Source organism: Photorhabdus antumapuensis, assembly GCF_020387775.1.
Classification (GTDB): domain Bacteria; phylum Pseudomonadota; class Gammaproteobacteria; order Enterobacterales; family Enterobacteriaceae; genus Photorhabdus; species Photorhabdus antumapuensis.
On the sequence record NZ_JAHZMK010000031.1, the window covers coordinates 1 to 18,040 of the forward strand.

Below are 18,040 nucleotides of genomic sequence, written 5' to 3' on the forward strand. Positions count from 1 at the left end.
TTTTTATACCTAATAGATTTCGAGTTGCATCGCGACGGCAAGGGAGCGAATCCCCGGGAGCATAGATAACTATGTGACCGGGGTGAGTGAGTGCAGCCAACAAAGAGGCAGCTTGAAAGATAACGGGCATATAATAGCCGGATAATCTTGCTGAATATAGGCACCGAATGTTAATCACTTCGGTGCCTTATGAATTTGATGCCAGCACGCAGGATACTGCGCTTGCGTAGATGGGAAAAACCGGGTATCAGAGGGGATGAAGGCTGACCGCACCCTGAATTTGCAAACCTTCCTGACTCAGGTGGAGGAATAATGCATGCTATTGGGGATAAATAGGGAAATAGCGTAACTGTTAACTATTTTCGTTAACAGAATAGCTGGTCATAAAAATATCACTACAGATATTCCGATAGGTATGTTTGGTTATATTGGTGAGCAACCTAATTATACTTTTCTAAGTGAGGTGGGGATATTGCTATGCGGTTTTTTGGATATTGTTGAGTATTTTATTATTCGCATATCATGAATGAAAATTATTCTTTTTTATCGTGATTTGGTGAATGCGGTTTAAAAAGGCATGATGAGATTGAAACGGATATAATCTATTGAATAAAATGAAAATAGGCGTTGTTATCATAGGGAGATGATTATAACAGCGTATTCAGGGTGTCTTCATTTTATGGCAATCAATGCAAGTTTATTTTTGTCAATAAATGTCATGTTGTTGTAATGGAGTTTAAATATTCTGTTTGACATGCTGTTATATCGGTGACGATAAGGATTTTGCATAAAAAATCGTATTTTTTTGAAAAAAAGAGTTGATTTTTATAGGCACCCATTAAGAAGATAGGAAAATTAGGAAATCATTTGTCCGGCTCATGTATGGGTGTATTGCGAAAATATGAATTGTTTGTGTAAATATATTCTATCTGATTAACCGCCGACGTGGTTATTTCCCGGTATGACGATAATGACATGCTGAGCTTTTATTAGTTTTGTGTCGTCTGCCAACGACCGTAGAAATTATTAATAATGTTGCCAGTATTGGAGACATCATAAAGTATATACCTAATAGATTTCGAGTTGCAGCGCGGCGGCAAGTGAACGAATCCCCAGGAGCATAGATAACTATGTGACTGGGGTAAGTGAAAGCAGCCAACAAAGCAGCAGCTTGAAAGATGAAGGGTATAAATAGGGTTTCCGGCACAGGCAGGAATCATTGAAGCAACTTATGCCCTGTGGCAGTGATATTTCCCTGCCTCTTATTATCCCGTTTTAACCTAAGAAGGAAAAGAGAATGAAAGCTGAAATATTAGCCAATATGCAGACGCGTTGTGTCGGGCATTATCTGATTGATATTCCTTTGGTGTTTGAAAATATCATCAATAATGAAATATTTATTGGTGATGCAAAAATAGACACCAAGCGTATGAATTTATCCGCATTTGAACAGCGGATAGAGATGAGAGAACAAAAATTAAGGACGACTAAGACTGCTGATACGAAAGATCTGCCCTTTTTAAAGAAGGCTTATCATCTCCAGGGAAACTTATATGGTGTGATTTTTGATAGAAATCATAGTGTCAGTGAACCCGGCTTTCCCCGAGTATTAGAAGCCCATTTATATGATAATGGGGTTGCTTTTATTATAGAAATGAAGTTTACAGAAATATCAGATGATAAATACAGTTATTCAAGAAACCTTTATATAAAATCTGGATTGAATCAAAGCCAATATAAAATTCTTTCTCAAACTCTGGACAAAATGCAAAGGCTAATTGCCAGAATCAGTGGCAGAAAGGATACCGATATTCCAACAGAGGCAGGAATCTGTATCCCTGATGGTTTTATTGCCAGTCATGATAATGATAATGAGAATATGATGTTTGTCTATCAGGGAAATCAGGATGACCATTTCACATTCAGTATTAGAATCGTTAATGACTTTAAAGGGGAAGACGCTTTACTTGAATGTATTAGTGAGATTGAAAGGGATTGGTTCGTTAACTATGGCAGGATAATAAGAAAGAGGGAAAGAGAGATAAATGGGATTCATGGGGAGGAGCTATTAGCAGTAGGTGTGCAATCTCTTGACAATAATCCGCGTTATCAATTTGATTTTATTGCAAATGATATGGTGTTGGATAATAAAAAAGTCTGTGTTGTTATTATGTTAATGAATTACCAGTTACCTGCAACGCCCTATACCGAAGATGAATTGATCGCGTTTTGGGATGCAATAACGAAAACTTTTCGTAGAAGACCGGATGCTTTCGAACAACGATAAAGTGAGAGGGATAGTGTTTTAAGTAATTAATTGGAGGTCCCATGTGTTATGAACCGCGTTTGAAGCGGGTTGATATCACGTTATTGCCGGAGCTTGCACCGGGCATCTGCGTTATGACATCAATGCTGAACTCAAAGGTATGGGGCTGGTGCGTTTCAGCACTGAGTTTGTACCGGAAGGGAATGTGTTGATCCGCCATTTACGCCAGCAAGGGTATATTAGCGGTAGCCTTATTAATAAGTTAAGGCCACCGTTATTTCTTCTGGTACGTCCAGATTGAATATTATTGTCAGGAGCAAAATGGTTTAATAATAAAATTGCTATGACAATAAGAATTTTTCTGGTACATAATGATGAAAATTATTTTGTAAACAGTATTCTTCCAGTTGTTGGCTGGAATGAATACCTATCTTGCTATATATCTTGACCATATAGGTTTCAACGGTACGATAAGTAATGTTTAATTTCTGCCCAATTTGTTGTCTGGTATATTTTTGTAAAAAGAAAAAAATGATATCCCATTCACGTGGCGTAAAAATATCGCTAGGTGGTTGGAGTATAATCGATGCTGGTAGTTTTTTATAATATTGATGTAGACTGGCTAATGAGTAGTTTTTGACTTGCCATGCATGGTGAATGGTGCCGATACATTCGTTTTCATCATTATAGAGTGGATATTTTTCTTGGAAATAAGATGAAATAAATTTATTTTTCCCGAACATATGTGTTTCAAGTGAACATACTCTTGCTTCTTTCTCCATTACCCTTTGATCGTGAATAACGAATTCTTTTGCAAATCCCGCCCCACTCCAAGGAATTTCATCATCATATTGCCCTTCATAATCAAATGAATCTGAAATATTGTGAAGATGCTTGAGTGCTAGATTGCCGTAAATAAAACATGAATTTTTATCTTTTATTCCCCAAGGTTCATTACTTTGCTGCAAAGTGTTAATGACTTGAGATGATATCGTATGGTTCTTCATGAAAACTCCTTGATAATTTGAGAGTCAAAGAAAAACTTTGTTTTTAAGTTCCTTAAATCTCTTTGGGATATAGTGGTCAAATTTATTTTCTTCATAAAAATTTATAACTCTATATGTTCTTTTCAGGTAATCATGATTTTTTCAGTGGAATTACCGTAAATAAAATATGAAGAACTATCTTTTTTTCCTCACGGTTGATGACTTGTTTCCATTATGTTAATAATTTGAGGTGATATTGCATAGTTCTTCTTCATAAACACTTCGTTGTAATTTAGGGTTTAAAGAAACATTCTGCTTTCTTGATTCACAAATCTTTCTGGTACATAGAGATCATAATCATTCGTGCGGCAATATTCTTCCAATTGTTTGCTAGAATGAACACTACATCTTTTATATATTCGTGAGATATGGGTTTCAACAGTACGATAGGAGATATTTAACATCCTACCGATTTGCTTACTGGTATATTTGTGTAACATAAGGAAAATAACATCCCATTCACGTTGAGTAAATAAATCAGTCGGTGGTTGGAATAATATAGATGCAGGAAGTTTTCCATGAAATAGACGGGTGAATGAAAAGTCTTCAACTTTCCAGCCATGAAGCAAAATACCTACACATTCTTGTTCATCATTATAGAGTGGATATTTTTCTTGGAAATAAGATGAAAGAAATTTATCTTTACCGAACATATGTGTTTCAAGTGAACATATTCTTATGTCTTTCTCCATTACATTTTTATCGTGAATAACAAATTCTTTTGCAAATTCAGCGCCATTCCAAGGAAGTTCATTGTCATACAGTCCTTCAAATTCAAATGAATTTGAAAAATTCTTAAGAGATTTTAATGCTAGGTTACCATAAATAAAGCATGAGTTTTTATCCTTTATTCCCCAAGGTTCATTACTTTGCTGCATAGTGTTAATGACTTGAAGTGAAATATCTAATTTGTTGATTTTATTCATAATGAAATCCTATTTTACAATTAATTGTTAGTAATTTAAATTTACAATTCCTTGCTACCAATCGTAAGAAATCTTTCAGGAATATAAAGATGGTAGTTATTCTTCTTACAGAAATCTGCTAATTCTATCTGTGGTGGTAAATTAAATTTCTGGTAAATTGACTGAATATGATTAACAACATCTTCTGTGTTCATCACTAGTTCTTTACCGATGCTCTCTTCATCCTGTGAACGCAGGGTTAGAAAAAGCACTTCCCACTCGGTTTGCGTCAATATGTTATTAGGCGGTATAAATTCCAGGGTTGATGGTGATGTTCTCTCATAATAGTAAGCAACAGAAAAATCTTGAGCTTTATACATATGAAAGAAGATCCCAATGCAATCATTATTCTCGTCAAAAAGGGGAAATTTATCACAAATATAAGTTTGTTTAACGTCATTTTCTCCAAACTGATGGGTTTCCAGTGAAGTGACGCGTTGCATAGTTTGAATGGCTTTTTGATCTTGACGGTGGAATTCTTCTGCATATTCAGCAATAGGTGAGGGTAATTCACCCATGGAAAGCCCTATAATATCGAAATCTTCAGGAAGGTTGAGCAGTTGATAAAAAGCAGGGTTAGCATAAATAAATCTTGACTGGTTATCTCTGGCCCCCCAAGGTTCATTGCTTTTATCCCACATCAGGGTTAATTGTGGCGTAATAAGATTGGACTTGTTTCTTATATTGGACATAGTGGCTCCTAAATTTCTATTTAAATCATTATCTGAATGGTTGCTTTGTCGATTATGTTTTAAGTGGACAGCCCTATAATAGGATATAATGCTTTTCTCGTCAAAAAGCGTATGTTTATTAATTGATTTTTTACTATTTAATAATGAAACTTTAAACATTAAAGAATATAACTATATATACTATTTTAGGTGAGTATTATTTTAGTGATTTATTGAAAGAATGGTTGGAGACTGTTGTTGTGCTCGCTGCTGTGACTAATATCGGGCATTTCTTAACTGGAAAACATCTATCATTAATGGTAAAAATAGGTGCAGATTATACCCGAAATTATCAGCATCCTCTCTATTATCAATGGGTAAATAATTATTTATCCTAATGCTTAACAGCTGTTATGTTAAACTGTTTTATTTACTTTTATGTGTAATAAAGGGTAAATATGAACATTGCTACGAAAAAAAATAGTTTTTGAATACATTTTTGATGTGGCTTGAAGATTAAACTAAGCAGATTACGCCTGTTGTGTTACGTATATGTTGTTGGCTTTACGTACTGTTTGTGTTTACTACCCTTTTAAAAGAGTAGCTTGCAATAGTGACTTTCATTGGCATTAAGTAGTAAATACTTAATGAACGACACTAACATAAACTTGGTTTTTTTATTTGAATTTAATTTTTGCTTAATGCTATCCGTTACTTCACATGTATAACATGCAAGTCTATTGGGAAGTAAAAATATCAGCAAAGATGAGCTTGATATGACAAAAGGCACGGAGGGCTGCTCATCACTGTTAGTGTAACGAGGAACGCTCTTGTTATGCTTTTTAGGACGTGGAGGATGTTAACAGTGGATAGAACGGTAGAAACGCAACCGTGGTTGTTGAACTGAGGGTTCAATATCGCTACCATCGATCGGAAGTACATTTATCAATCGTGATAGCTAAATTAAAGACGATAATATGAGCCAGTTAATCCAATCTTGCTATTATTGTAACTCATTATAGTTAGTAATATTGTATACCTAATAGATTTCGAGTTGCAGCGCGGCGGCAAATGAACGAATCCCCAGGAGCATAGATAACTATGTGACTGGGGTGAGTGAAAGCAGCCAACAAAGCAGCAGCTTGAAAGATGAAGGGTATAGTTATTGGTCGTATTTATGTAGATAAGAATAATGGAAGTGAAATGTTATTTTTTACTATCTTATTTGCATTATTAACATCAATGTGGGGATATGGGGCAATATGTGTGGGGTAAACAGACTTTCTCATGTATTAATGTTGATTTTGAGTTTTTGCTCTATATTATTTTATTCTACTTATTCATTTGACCGTATTTGTAGATATATTATCTCATTATGTCTCTGAGCTTAGGGTTTCTGCTTCACTATATATTTCACAATCTTTGTGAATAAATTTCTTGTTGAGGAAGAAGTATGTTTAAAAAGTTTGAACAAATCACTTCTGATATTAGTTATAACAAAGGCATTTTTTCTCATTCTTAATAGAGTTAGAGTAATCTGCCTAATTAGGCCAAATTATATAAATAATACCTGATTAATGGCTGTCATTATATTTTTTTTACCGTGGAAAGAACGGTGGATTTGCATTGCCCACGGAAAATTAGATTCTCAAAACCGCTGCTGTATCTGTCAGATGTAGTGCTTTTCTATTTAACCTCAGCTAAATTAAGGGACTGTTTATGGGGAAATCATCAAACCGCAGTACAGAATATTTCTTTACTGGGAAATATTACGATGATGATGATGGCAATAATATTGTTGCCATTGGTGTCGGAGGGGTTATTTATGCCAAAGGAGGAGATGATCATATTACTATCGGGTCAATTGGAGCGACGGTCTATGCTGATTCGGGTAATAAGGTTGTCAATGGTGGCGCCGGATATTTAAAAATAGTGGATAAGGAAGGTGATCTGGCCGTACATGGCGCTGCGGGTTATTCGGGTATTGATAAGAGTGGTGATGGTGATATTTCATTTGCTGGTGCGGCGGGAGGGGTTTTTATCGATCACCGGGGGAGCCACGGTAATCTCAATTTCTCTGGGGCGGCGGCTTATAATGGCCTGAGTCGTAAAGGGCAATCCGGTAATGTGACTTTTGACGGTGTTGGTGGTTATAACGAATTATGGCATGAAACGAATCAGGGCAATTTAAATTTTATCGGCGCCGGTGCCGGTAATAAAATTGATCGTACCTGGTATGATCATTATGAGAAAAGCCACGGTGATATGAAATTTGAAGGTGGGGGAGCAGCGAATAGTCTCAGTTCGCGGGTTGAAAGCGGCAATATTAATTTCACAGGTGTCGGCGCTGATAACCACATTATACGTAAAGGTAAAGAAGGCAATATTATTTTGCATGGAGCAGGGGCATCAAACCGCGTTGAACGCTTGCGCCAAAGTCAAGATCAATATGGACAGACCCACGGTAGTATCGAATTTGACGGGGCAGGGGGTTATAACCGGATTTATTCTGATGTCGCACAGGGTGATATTAACTTCAATGGTGCCGGTGCTTACAATGAAATATCAAGAATCGGCGCAGGTAGCGGTTCTCGTAATGAAGCGCTGGAATACGCTAAAGCCGAAGAGATCGTGTTAACGACAGCGACAATGGGAGGAAGTTGGATTCAGCAATCCCAACAAGTGACAGGTATTAAATCAACTATTGAGCCTAACTCTTATCTCTTTGCATTTACCAATGAAATGTATACTGAGCTCGTTAAGGTCCAACTTCAAAATGATCCTGCAACCGGTAAGCTCGGTTATTACGCCACTTCTTGGTATAAAGAGGGCAATCACCTTGAGAATCTTGCTACGGAGAATATCTCTTCAGACAACGGATTTGTTGATATAAGTATCAATGGTGGTTATCGCCTCTCTAATTTAATCTTTGAACATCATCACCCCGTCATTATTCAGCATACGGTTGAAGAAAATTTGCAGGAAAACCATTGGGTGACTTATGCCGGTGGAACCACTGCCAGAGCCGGAGATGTCACGTTGATTGATGCCAAAATGTATAGGCATGCAATCCATTCTGGTGGTTTGATATTGGATGTTTCCGCAGTGAAATCGAACCGTCAACCGAACACTTATATTTATGCCAAGTATGTTGAGTCATATACCCAAGTTGTGATGGTTGAGTTGAGAAATGATGCTAAAACCGGTGCGCTGCAATATTACGCCAGTGCGTGGTACAAAGCGGGTGATCATACCGGCAATCTGGCTGCCGAAGATTTTTCACTCAAAAATGGTTATTGCTCAATGGATATAGGCGAATATTCACTAACCAATCTGCAATATAAAGTGAATACAGTACGTCGTATTTCTGAGCATTTAGCACACACAGAAGAATATAGTCATCAGGAGTTGGTGAAATTATCCGCTGATATGGGTGACAGCGCCGGTGACATTAATTTCAAGGGCATGGGGGGAGGCAATGTCATTACCTCCAGTGTCACACGTGGCAATGTCAATTTTGACGGGGCTGGTGCTGCCAATGTGATTGTGAGACGTGGGGAACAGGGCGATATGACGTTCCGTGGCGCAGGTCTGGCAAACGTGTTGGTTCATCAAAGCCAACGTGGAGAAATGGATGTTTATGCTGGCGGTGCGGCAAATGTATTGGTTCGAATCGGTGATGGGCGGTATCTGGCTCATCTTTTAGCGATGGGTAATATTTCGATCCACCAAGGCGATGGTAACAGCCGGATTATCATGCTTGGGGGGTATAACACCCATAGCCAAATAGGTAATGGCAACGCAAATTGGTTGGGTGCCGGCGGTTTTAATGTGGTGACCCAGACTGGTGGGGGGAAGGTCTCTTCGGTATTGGTGGGTGGCGCCAATGTGTTGACTAAGCTTGGTGCCGGTGATTTGGTTGCCGGTATGCTTGGTGGTGCGAATATTCTCACTCATCTCAACAATGATGAAATATCAGATACCACGGCGGTTGCGTTAGGTGGCGCCAATATTCTCACGAAAAAGGGCAGAGGCAGGGTTACTGCGCTGATGGGTGGTGGTGCCAACGTGCTTACTCACATTGGTAATGGGAGGACGACGGGTGTGATGTTAGGTGGCGCTAATATTTTGACCAAAGTCGGAAATGATGACACCACGGGTATCATGCTCGGTATCGGTAATGTGCTCACTCATATCGGTAGCAGTCAGACTCTGGGAGTCATGGGAGCAGCGGGTAATATCTTTACCAAAGTGGGTAGTGGCACTGCGATTGCGGCCATGATTGGTGCTGGCAATATCTTTACCCATGTTGGCAAGGGTGATGCATGGGGGTTGATGGGGGGCTTGGGGAATGTTTTTACCAAAGTGGGGGAGGGTAAAACGCTGGCATTGATGATAGCCGCCGGTAATGTGTTTACTCACATTGGTGATGAAATGAGTGTTGCCTTGATGTTGGCTAAAGGCAATATCGCCACCAAAGTGGGTAACGGCATGACGCTGGCTGCAATGATCGGTGAGGTCAATGTGATGACCCATATTGGTAATGGCTCAACTTTTGCTGTGATGATCGGGCAGGGCAATATCCTGACGAAAGTGGGCAATGATTTGGCGTTCGGTTTGATGGTTGGTGAAGCCAATATCTATTCGCATGTAGGTAATGGCACCAGTATTGGCTTGTTTGCCGGTGAGCTGAATGTAATGACCAAAGTAGGTGATGGTACAACATTGGCGGCAATGTTTGGTCAAGCCAATATCATGACTCATTCCGGCAATGGCTTAACCGGTGTTTTAGCGTTAGGAGAGGCGAATATTGTCACCAAAGTGGGGGATGATTTTATGGGAGTGGTTGCGGCGGCGGAGGCTAATGTCATCACCCATAAGGGATCATCAACCACGGCTGCCGTGCTATTTGGTAAGGGCAATATCCTAACGAAGGTGGGTGACGGGACAACCGTCGGTTTACTGATTTCCGATGTGGGTAACATCATGACTCATGTTGGTCATGGTACGACGGTGGGTTTCGCCAAAGGTAAAGCCAATATCATTACTAAAGTGGGGAACGGTACTGGCGTTAATGCGGTTTGGGGGGACGCTAATATTCTAACGCAGGTTGGTGATGGTAACCGTTATAACTTTGCGAAAGGTAAAGCGAACATCATTACCAAAGTGGGTAATAAGCAGGAAGTCACGGTTGTTCAGGGTGATGCCAATATCATCACCCATGTGGGACAAGGTGATGATTATACCGGCGCATGGGGCCAAGCCAATGTGATTACCAAGGTCGGTGATGGGCGCAATGTGGTGCTTGCCAAAGCGGATGCTAATATTGTGACTCAAGTCGGTAACGGTGACAGCTTTAATGCCTTGTGGAGTCAAGGAAATATTGTCACCAAAGTGGGTGACGGTATGCAGGTTACCGCGGCAAAAGGCAAAACCAATATTACGACCACGGTAGGGAATGGTTTAAGTGTCACCGCGACGCATGGCGATTTTAATGTCAATACCAAAGTGGGTGATGGTGTTTCCGTTAACGCAGTGTGGGGTGAATATAACGTTAATACGAAAGTCGGGCATGGTCTCAATGTTGCGATCATGAAAGGTAAAGGCAATGCCAATATCCATGTGGGTGATGGTCTGGGGATTAACGCCTCTTATGCACGTAATAATGTGGCGATTAAGATTGGTAATGGCGATTTCTACACGCTTTCTATTGCGGAAAGCAATACGCAAAGTAATAACCTTCCCTTCCTGTTTAAAAATATTAAACAAACTGTGTTAAATGTGGAAGGTAGCTACGCGATTAACTATCTGATCCACGGTAATGAGGCGAATACTTCTGGAACCTATAAAGGCCGAGGGGCAATTAATTTAACTGAAGTTTCTGCCATTGATGGTTTCCAGATGAATGCCATTGACGAAGTGGGTTCGGATCTGCGTGATAAATTAAGTGGCACGGTAACTCAAGTGGAGACTCCTGATACAGAGGCCATCCAGAATGCCTTGCACATTGGAGACAAGGTTGATTCGACTCAGAGTGAATCATCATCGCAAGCTGATGCTGTGATTAAACATGCAAAACAGGACAGCGCTGCGCAAAATGCGTTAAGTGATAAAGAGAAAGCGGAGGAAAATCGCCGCATTCTGGAACAAGAAAAGGATGACCAACTTAAAACAATTTCAACATCACAATCCCAATTGGAATCAACAAATCAAAGTGTGCTGAATACCAATGGACAACTACAGCGTGATGCAATAAGTGAAGAATCTAGGGCAGTAACGAAAGAATTTCTCTCCATGACTCAACGTCTGAATGCGCTTAATGACTATGGGAATTACGTTGGGAAATCGGGTGATGAGTGGCGTAACCGGTTTGCTGTGGGATATTTGGACCGTACTCAAGAGAAATTAAATGACACCAAGTTTATTTCACAGAAAAAGTTAGCTGATTTACAGCCGAGCTTTATTGATAACCAACAGCAAGTAAAAAATGCAGTTGGCAAATCAGAAGCAGGTTTAGCGCAAAGTTATCAGAATATAAAGAACGCAGACGACAATATTGAGGATGCGCGTACAAAAGCGAAATCAAGACAGAAAGAAGCAGATTTACAACGTCTGCGGGCAACAAAAGCGGAAAGTGACGCTCATACCGCGTATGAAGAAGCGAAAAAGCGTGGTGAAAGTGATAGCACGGCGGCGAAAAATAAAGCTGCTCGGACACAGGTTGATGCGAAAGGGGCGAAGCAGGCTGATAATGCAAAACCAGATCGTATCGGGGCGACCGGCAGTGGTTTGTCTGGAGAGGCTTATATACCAACCGACATAGTGAAACCGAAAAGTCATATCAATCCTGAGTCCAAAACGGAAGCTAGTGGCTGGAACAGTGAAGATCTAACGCTAACAGCGGCAGATTTGACGGCATTAAATAGTGCGCGACAGGCGATTAACCGGCTACAGATCAACAGGGGTATTCGTGCGGAAAATTCCGGTGCTTCGATCATCTCCCTGCTTACCGGAACGTCATCTGATAGCGTTGTGCAATCTATCTCAAATCAACCGAGAAAGTTAACCAGAAAAGCACCTGTAATTTCGGGTATCAATTTGCAAGGGTTAGGTCAAGTTGCTGGTGGCGATAGCCTTAAATCCCATTCTTCCATCCTGAGGGAGTTTGAGCCTTTCTTACTGAGTCAGGGGGACAAACAGTTTATTGACTCAACGAAGAGACATCTTGGTCAGATAAATGCTGATCGGCCCAGTAAGGCGCTGGTGGCAGTACGTGAGGCTTTTAACAATACGGTCGAACAGCCTGATGAACAGCATGTGTTGCGGCTTGAGCAAGCGCTTGTTCATTGGCAACAGCATGATCCCAATGAATTTGCCAAGCGTAGTCGATTAGTCAAAAGCCTGCGTTTTGAGATGGGCGAACTGGTTGCCTACCTTCAAGCGAAAAGAGCTGAATCAGCCGGGATTTTAGGGATTAGCTTAGCGCCTGACCATGTCGCACAGTTTGACCAACAGGTATCCTTTGATGGATTTGGGCGCGTGGTGGGCCTGAAAAGCGATATCGCGCAAGGTGAAATTAATCGTCTTACTGATTTACAAATCAAGCCATTGACCCAGATTAACTCTGCTGCGGAGCGGGAAGCGCCTAAAACTGAAAGTGAAAGCTTCATCGTTTTCATTAGCCGATTGCAACAAGAAGCTATTCCCGAAGGTATGCCGCTAATTGAACGGGCCAAAAACCTTTGGCTTAGCGGACAAGTAACCCGACAGGAAACCATTAAGCTATTTGAGGATGCGGCGACTCAGTTGCAGACACATCCTGAATTACACACGTTAACTCAGCAGTTACTGGCTGATGCCCGTAAAGAAAAGACGACTGGACAATATATTGACAACCTGTTTGGCCGCCATTTTGATTCTGAATTGGCCCATGAATTGGTGAAAACAGCGCCACGGGATGCCATGACTACTTCCAGACAGACAGGGCAATTTCTGGTAGAGAAATTTGAACAATGGATAGGGGGTTTTTATCCTGATGTAGCCGAGCGTGAGAAGATTATTGCTAAAAAGATGGCCGGTTTCGCCAGAGCCATTAACAAGGACTTTCGTCCCTGGTTTAGTCGGGTGCCTGAATTGACAACGTTTCTGGACGAACCGACTTTTGCCAACTTCAAAATCATGATGACTCAGGTTGATGATGGTTTTGCTGTGATTAAGGTACCGTTTCTGGCAGTAAAAATGGCCATTACCCCAGGAATGGGGATGGATCGTGCAGCGTGGAAGGTTGAAGGGGATCGCTTCTATGAGGATGTTATCACCAAAGCCCGTTCGACCAGTAGTCAACTGACTGGCGGGGCTGATGTCACGTATGAAGTCGAAATAACCGAAAAGCAGACCAACGATTATGGTACGGCGCTGCCCTACCAGCCTGCCAATAACAAACATGATGACTTTTTATATGGCAGAAAGGTTGCTGCGGGTCGAATTTTGGTCTCCGGATGGGAAACGGAATTTGAGAGTAATGCGTTAGCGCAAGGCCACTCTGTGGTGACGGGAGCCTCTGGCTCGACCAATATCATGGTTCACCTCAATAACTATATTGCCAGTGAACAGATTGCCAGTGAACAGTCTACCTTCTCGGCTGGGCAGAGCTATCTCAACACGCTGGAGTTTCTGGTATTTGATGGTGGTCACTCTGTCAACGAAAGTCTGGCGGTTTATCGGGCACTACAGGTAACCAGTGACGAACAACGTAAGCAGATACTGAACAGCTACACTGCCAATTATCGGGATCTGGTGGATATTGCCGGTGAAGAAGGCAAAGTGTGGGTAAGCCGGGCGCTGGATAACGCTTTCCAGGAAACTGGGGAGTTCTATCAAAAACATGCTTGGGTGAAGCCACAAAGTCGCCCTTCGGTGGAGGAGTTAGATGGGTTATCGGGTAAGAATAACGGGCCAGAACCTACTATTATCGACGATACTCAGCAGGATAAGAAAATAAGCAGGCCACTCGGTGACTGGCAAATAGAAAAGGTGACGCCACAAGCTGATGGCCGTGAAACTCGCTTTGATGGCCAGATTATTATCCAAATGGAGGATGATCCGGTCGTCGCTAAAGCCGCAGCCAATCTGGCGGGTAAACACTCAGATTCTAGCGTCGTGGTTCAACTTAACTCTAAGGGCAAATATCGTGTGGTTTATGGCGATCTTGCCAGATTATCCGGTAAGTTGCGTTGGCAGATTGTCGGTCATGGTCGTGATACGTCGGAGCAAAATAACGTTCGTCTGAGTGGTTATGCTGCTGATGAACTGGCGACCAGCTTAACGCGGTTTTATCAGGACATTAATCTGAGTAAACGCATAACTCATAAACCTGATCACATCAGTATTGTGGGTTGTTCTTTGATAAGTGATGACAAACGGGATGGCTTTGCTCGTCGTTTTATCACTGTGTTAGATAAGCAAGGTATTCACAGTGATGTTTCCGCTCGTAGTAGTGAAGTGGCTGTTGATGCTGGTGGACGCAAATTTACTCGTGATCAAAATAACCAATGGGTTAACAATCTGCCTGATAACAAAATCGTATTAAGTTGGAATGACCAGAATGAGCTGATCACATATACCGAACAGGTTCGTCGCGGTATTGCTGAAAGTGATATCAACCTCTCCAGGGTAGGACATACCGAAGCTGATACCGTTATTAAAGGAGCAATTACGGGTCACAATGAAGTATTAGTTCAACCAAAGAAACGTGAAAATACGATTCAGGTTGACTCCGACGATCAATCGAATAATCAACTCAGTTACTCCGGAAATATCCAGGTGAATGTGGGAGATGGGGAGTTTACGGCCTTCAACTGGGGAACCTCGAACGTCGGTATTAAAGTGGGTAGCGGTGGTTTTAAATCACTGGCCTTCGGTGATAACAATGTGATGGTGCACATCGGCAATGGTGATAGCAAACAGAGCTTCGATATTGCAGGTTATCAAGCGTTTGAAGGGGCGCAGATGTTTATCGGTAATCGTAATGTCAGCTTCAACCAAGGCCGCAGTAATGACCTGATTGTGATGATGGATAAATCTATTCCAACACCGCCGTTGGTTAATCCGTTTGATGGTGCCGCGCGTATTGCCGATGTACTGCAAGGGGTTGCGGGTTCCAGTGATGATCAGGATTGGCTGGCGGCACAAGATCAGCAGTGGACCATTGCTAGTGCGAAGAGGTTTGTGGAGGATATGTCCGGTTTGGACCAAACCAGCAGCGTAGACTACAACACATTGACTGATCTGGATTCGCAACATGAGCGTAGCAGCCGTGGTTTGAAGCATGACGCCGAATTGACGTTGAACAAGAAGTTTAATCAGTGGCTAGGCGAACATGGCAAGGGCACGGGTATGGGCAAAATAAGTCGTATAGAACAATTCCGTCAGGCCAATCAGAAACTGGCATTTAACTTCGCTGTAGGTGGGCGTGGCGCCGATATTCAGGTGACAACCGGTAACTGGAACCTGATGTTCGGTGACCATATCCAGTCGATTCTGGATACTAACTTGGGTTCGCTGTTTGGCCTGATGACGCAACAATATTCAGCAACGGGCATGGCGAAGACCACCTTTACCTATAATCCACAGGACTTGCCACGTCAGCTTAAGAATAAACTGATTGGCCGATTGGCGAGTATAAATACAGATACCACCTTAGCGGATATTTTTGGGGTGAATTACACCGCAGAGGGGAAAATTATTTCCCGCACAGGCGAATCGGTTGATGGTGAGGCGATTCTGAGAGAGATGCTGGCAGTGATTGGGGAATTTAGTGGTGATCAATTGCAAGCTTTCACCAATCCAGAAAGATTACTTGATAGCTTGGAGGCGGGCATTGATATGGGCGAGGATGGCGTCAGGTCATTTGTGGAGAGTCATGGTCTGAAAGAGAAAGCGCCCGATGAGCGTCAGGAACCAGAATTTTCGGTGAGTATCAATGGAGAAAATGTTCAGACCAATCATAAACCCAAGCCTGCATTTGGTTTTAATTCGCTGAACTTACCTAATCTGTTTGCAGCGATGTTCAGCGAAAAGAAGCAACAAGAGATGAAATCGTTAGTGGCTAACCTGAAAGAAAATCTGACGACCGATCTGCTTAATATGGAGGAAAAAACATTTGATTTCCTGCGTAACAGCGGCCATTTGCACGGTGATGGTGATATCCATGTATCGTTGGGGAATTATAACTTCAACTGGGGCGGTGACGGTAAAGATCTCGGCGCTTATTTGGGCGATAACAACAACTTCTGGGGTGGTCGCGGTGATGATGTCTATTACTCGCTAGGGACTTCCAATATCTTTACCGGTGGTGAAGGCAATGATCTTGGCATCCTGATGGGACGTGAAAACTGGATGTTTGGCGGTAAGGGGGATGATACCGCAGTGGTGGCCGGGCGTATTAACCATGTTTTTATGGGGGAAGGCAATGACCAGACATTTATCTTTGGTGAAGGCGGTTTTATTGATGCTGGTAACGGACAGGATTACGTCGTCACTTCCGGCAACTATAACCGGGTGGATACTGGGGAAGGTCAGGATTATGCGGTGATCATCGGCAATAATAATCAGGCCGAACTGGGTGGCGGCGCCGACTTTGCCAGAGTATTTGGTAATGACAACCGGATTGATGGTTATTCCGGCAATGATGCGATTAAGCTGATGGGCTACCATGCGGTAGTCAACGGCGGAGAAGGTGATGATCATCTGATAGCCGCCGCTATTTCGAAGTTCAGCCAATTTGATGGCGGAGAAGGTCAGGATCTGCTGGTGTTAGGCGGGTATCAGAACAGTTTTCAGGGTGGCTCGGGTGTGGATAGCTTTGTGGTGAGTGGAGAGGTGATTGATAACCGAGTGAGCGATATTAACGCAGAAGATATGGTCCTGTTTAACGGTGTTGACTGGCGAAACTTGTGGTTGCAGCGTAGCGGGTATGATCTGGTGCTGTCAGTGAATCGCCCTACTCAGGACAACACTGCTCAGGGGAGATTTGAATCGGTGGGTTCGGTCACCTTTAATGATTATTTTAATGGCAATCGTGCCAAGCTGGTGATACAGATGGGTAATGAGGACGCATCAGGCGAGCGTAAATTTACGGCACTGTCAGATAATGCAGTTGATTCCTTGATTCAGGCCATGAGTAGTTTTGCCCCGATTGCCGGTGATAATGGTTTTATTGAAAGCTTGGAGAGTCGAGCGAAAGCGGCTATAGCAATGGCGTGGATAGATACCACGATTGGCAAGGGGAAATTTGCTTAATCAGCTCTTTGTAAATCAGTAAAAAGGTTTTAATAAGGTGGCTCACAGAAAAGTGGGCCATTTTTGGGAATTTTTATTCAGGAATTATTTCTGAGTTTTATTTGTTGATGTTTTTATTAATTTTTATCTATATTTTGATATGAAGTTTTTAATTTTAATGTTTAATTATTCTAGCTGTAATTTTATATTATTTTTATATAATAATTGCTATTATAGGAATATGAAAGCATAGAATAATACTTTTCTACTTGATTATATATGTCTTACCCTTAGCATATATTTTGTTTTTTACCATAAAATCAATACGCCTAAATAAGTTAATGACTTGTTAATTTATAAGATTGAATATAACTTCTCAGCCGTATTAATTTATGCAGTGTGAAATTTTCTTACAACACCATTCAGATAAAAATATGTGGCAGATTTAAATTGAAAGCTCTTGAATCATTGTTGTTATCTTTTGTCTGGTAGCGAAAGATTTAATAAAACCCTAGAATAACAGGTAATGAAAAGATAAAAAAGGAATGATGTAGTGAATACATGGGGTTCGCTGGAAATCTGGATGCGGCTGTTGTGGGGGCTAGGGGGCACCATTTTATTTACTTTTTCAAAGGAAATGCTAATACCCGGTTTAATTTAAAATTGAATGCTATTGATCATGATCTACCTTCCATTCAAAGTAATTAGAAAGGCGTCACCTTCAAAAAAGTTCAAGCTGCGGTATCGGTTGATACTGATTTATTAGGCAGTGATCGAGGTAATGACAAAGGGGTAAATTGTGGTGGAGAATGT

5 protein-coding genes and 1 pseudogene are annotated in these 18,040 nt (G+C 41.5%); 3 read left to right on the forward strand and 3 right to left on the reverse strand.

Going from position 1 to position 18,040, the window contains the following annotated elements:
* The first annotated feature begins 1,297 nt into the window (after nt 1-1,297).
* Together KZ793_RS13310 and KZ793_RS13315 are read left to right on the forward strand one after the other, a co-directional pair.
* Entirely contained in the window at nt 1,298-2,287 is a 990-nt protein-coding gene (locus KZ793_RS13310; RefSeq protein ID WP_225815776.1) for a T6SS immunity protein Tli4 family protein, read from the forward strand.
* 47 nt (nt 2,288-2,334) lie between these two features.
* A pseudogene (locus KZ793_RS13315) lies at nt 2,335-2,567 on the forward strand (hypothetical protein); the annotation flags it as partial.
* Nucleotides 2,568-2,607: 40 nt separating this feature from the next.
* On the opposite strand, the gene KZ793_RS13320 reads toward KZ793_RS13315, so the two are convergent.
* From KZ793_RS13320 to KZ793_RS13330, 3 genes are all read right to left on the reverse strand, one after another.
* Nucleotides 2,608-3,273, reverse strand: coding sequence for a helix-turn-helix transcriptional regulator (locus KZ793_RS13320; protein ID WP_225815777.1), 666 nt, complete (start codon nt 3,271-3,273; stop codon nt 2,608-2,610).
* A gap of 278 nt (nt 3,274-3,551) precedes the next feature.
* The gene (locus tag KZ793_RS13325) at nt 3,552-4,238 is read right to left on the reverse strand and encodes a helix-turn-helix transcriptional regulator (RefSeq protein ID WP_225815778.1); all 687 of its coding nucleotides are present in this window, start codon (nt 4,236-4,238) and stop codon (nt 3,552-3,554) included.
* Between the two features lie 41 nt (nt 4,239-4,279).
* On the reverse strand, nt 4,280-4,969 hold the full coding sequence (locus KZ793_RS13330; protein WP_225815786.1) for a PAS domain-containing protein: 690 nt from the start codon (nt 4,967-4,969) through the stop codon (nt 4,280-4,282).
* 1,698 nt (nt 4,970-6,667) lie between these two features.
* Between KZ793_RS13330 and rtxA the strand changes: the two genes are divergently transcribed.
* Nucleotides 6,668-17,248 carry an MARTX multifunctional-autoprocessing repeats-in-toxin holotoxin RtxA gene (rtxA, locus tag KZ793_RS13335; protein ID WP_225815779.1) on the forward strand — a complete coding sequence of 3,527 codons (10,581 nt, stop codon included), beginning with the start codon at nt 6,668-6,670 and terminating at the stop codon, nt 17,246-17,248.
* Nucleotides 17,249-18,040: the final 792 nt, after the last annotated feature.

Excerpts from the sequence above, each read along its gene's own strand:
- KZ793_RS13310 (WP_225815776.1), top strand. The coding sequence starts at position 1,298 with ATGAAAGCTGAAATATTAGCCAATATGCAGACGCGTTGTGTCGGGCAT.
- KZ793_RS13320 (WP_225815777.1), bottom strand. The coding sequence starts at position 3,273 with ATGAAGAACCATACGATATCATCTCAAGTCATTAACACTTTGCAGCAA.
- KZ793_RS13325 (WP_225815778.1), bottom strand. The coding sequence starts at position 4,238 with ATGAATAAAATCAACAAATTAGATATTTCACTTCAAGTCATTAACACT.
- KZ793_RS13330 (WP_225815786.1), bottom strand. The coding sequence starts at position 4,969 with ATGTCCAATATAAGAAACAAGTCCAATCTTATTACGCCACAATTAACC.
- rtxA (WP_225815779.1), top strand. The coding sequence starts at position 6,668 with ATGGGGAAATCATCAAACCGCAGTACAGAATATTTCTTTACTGGGAAA.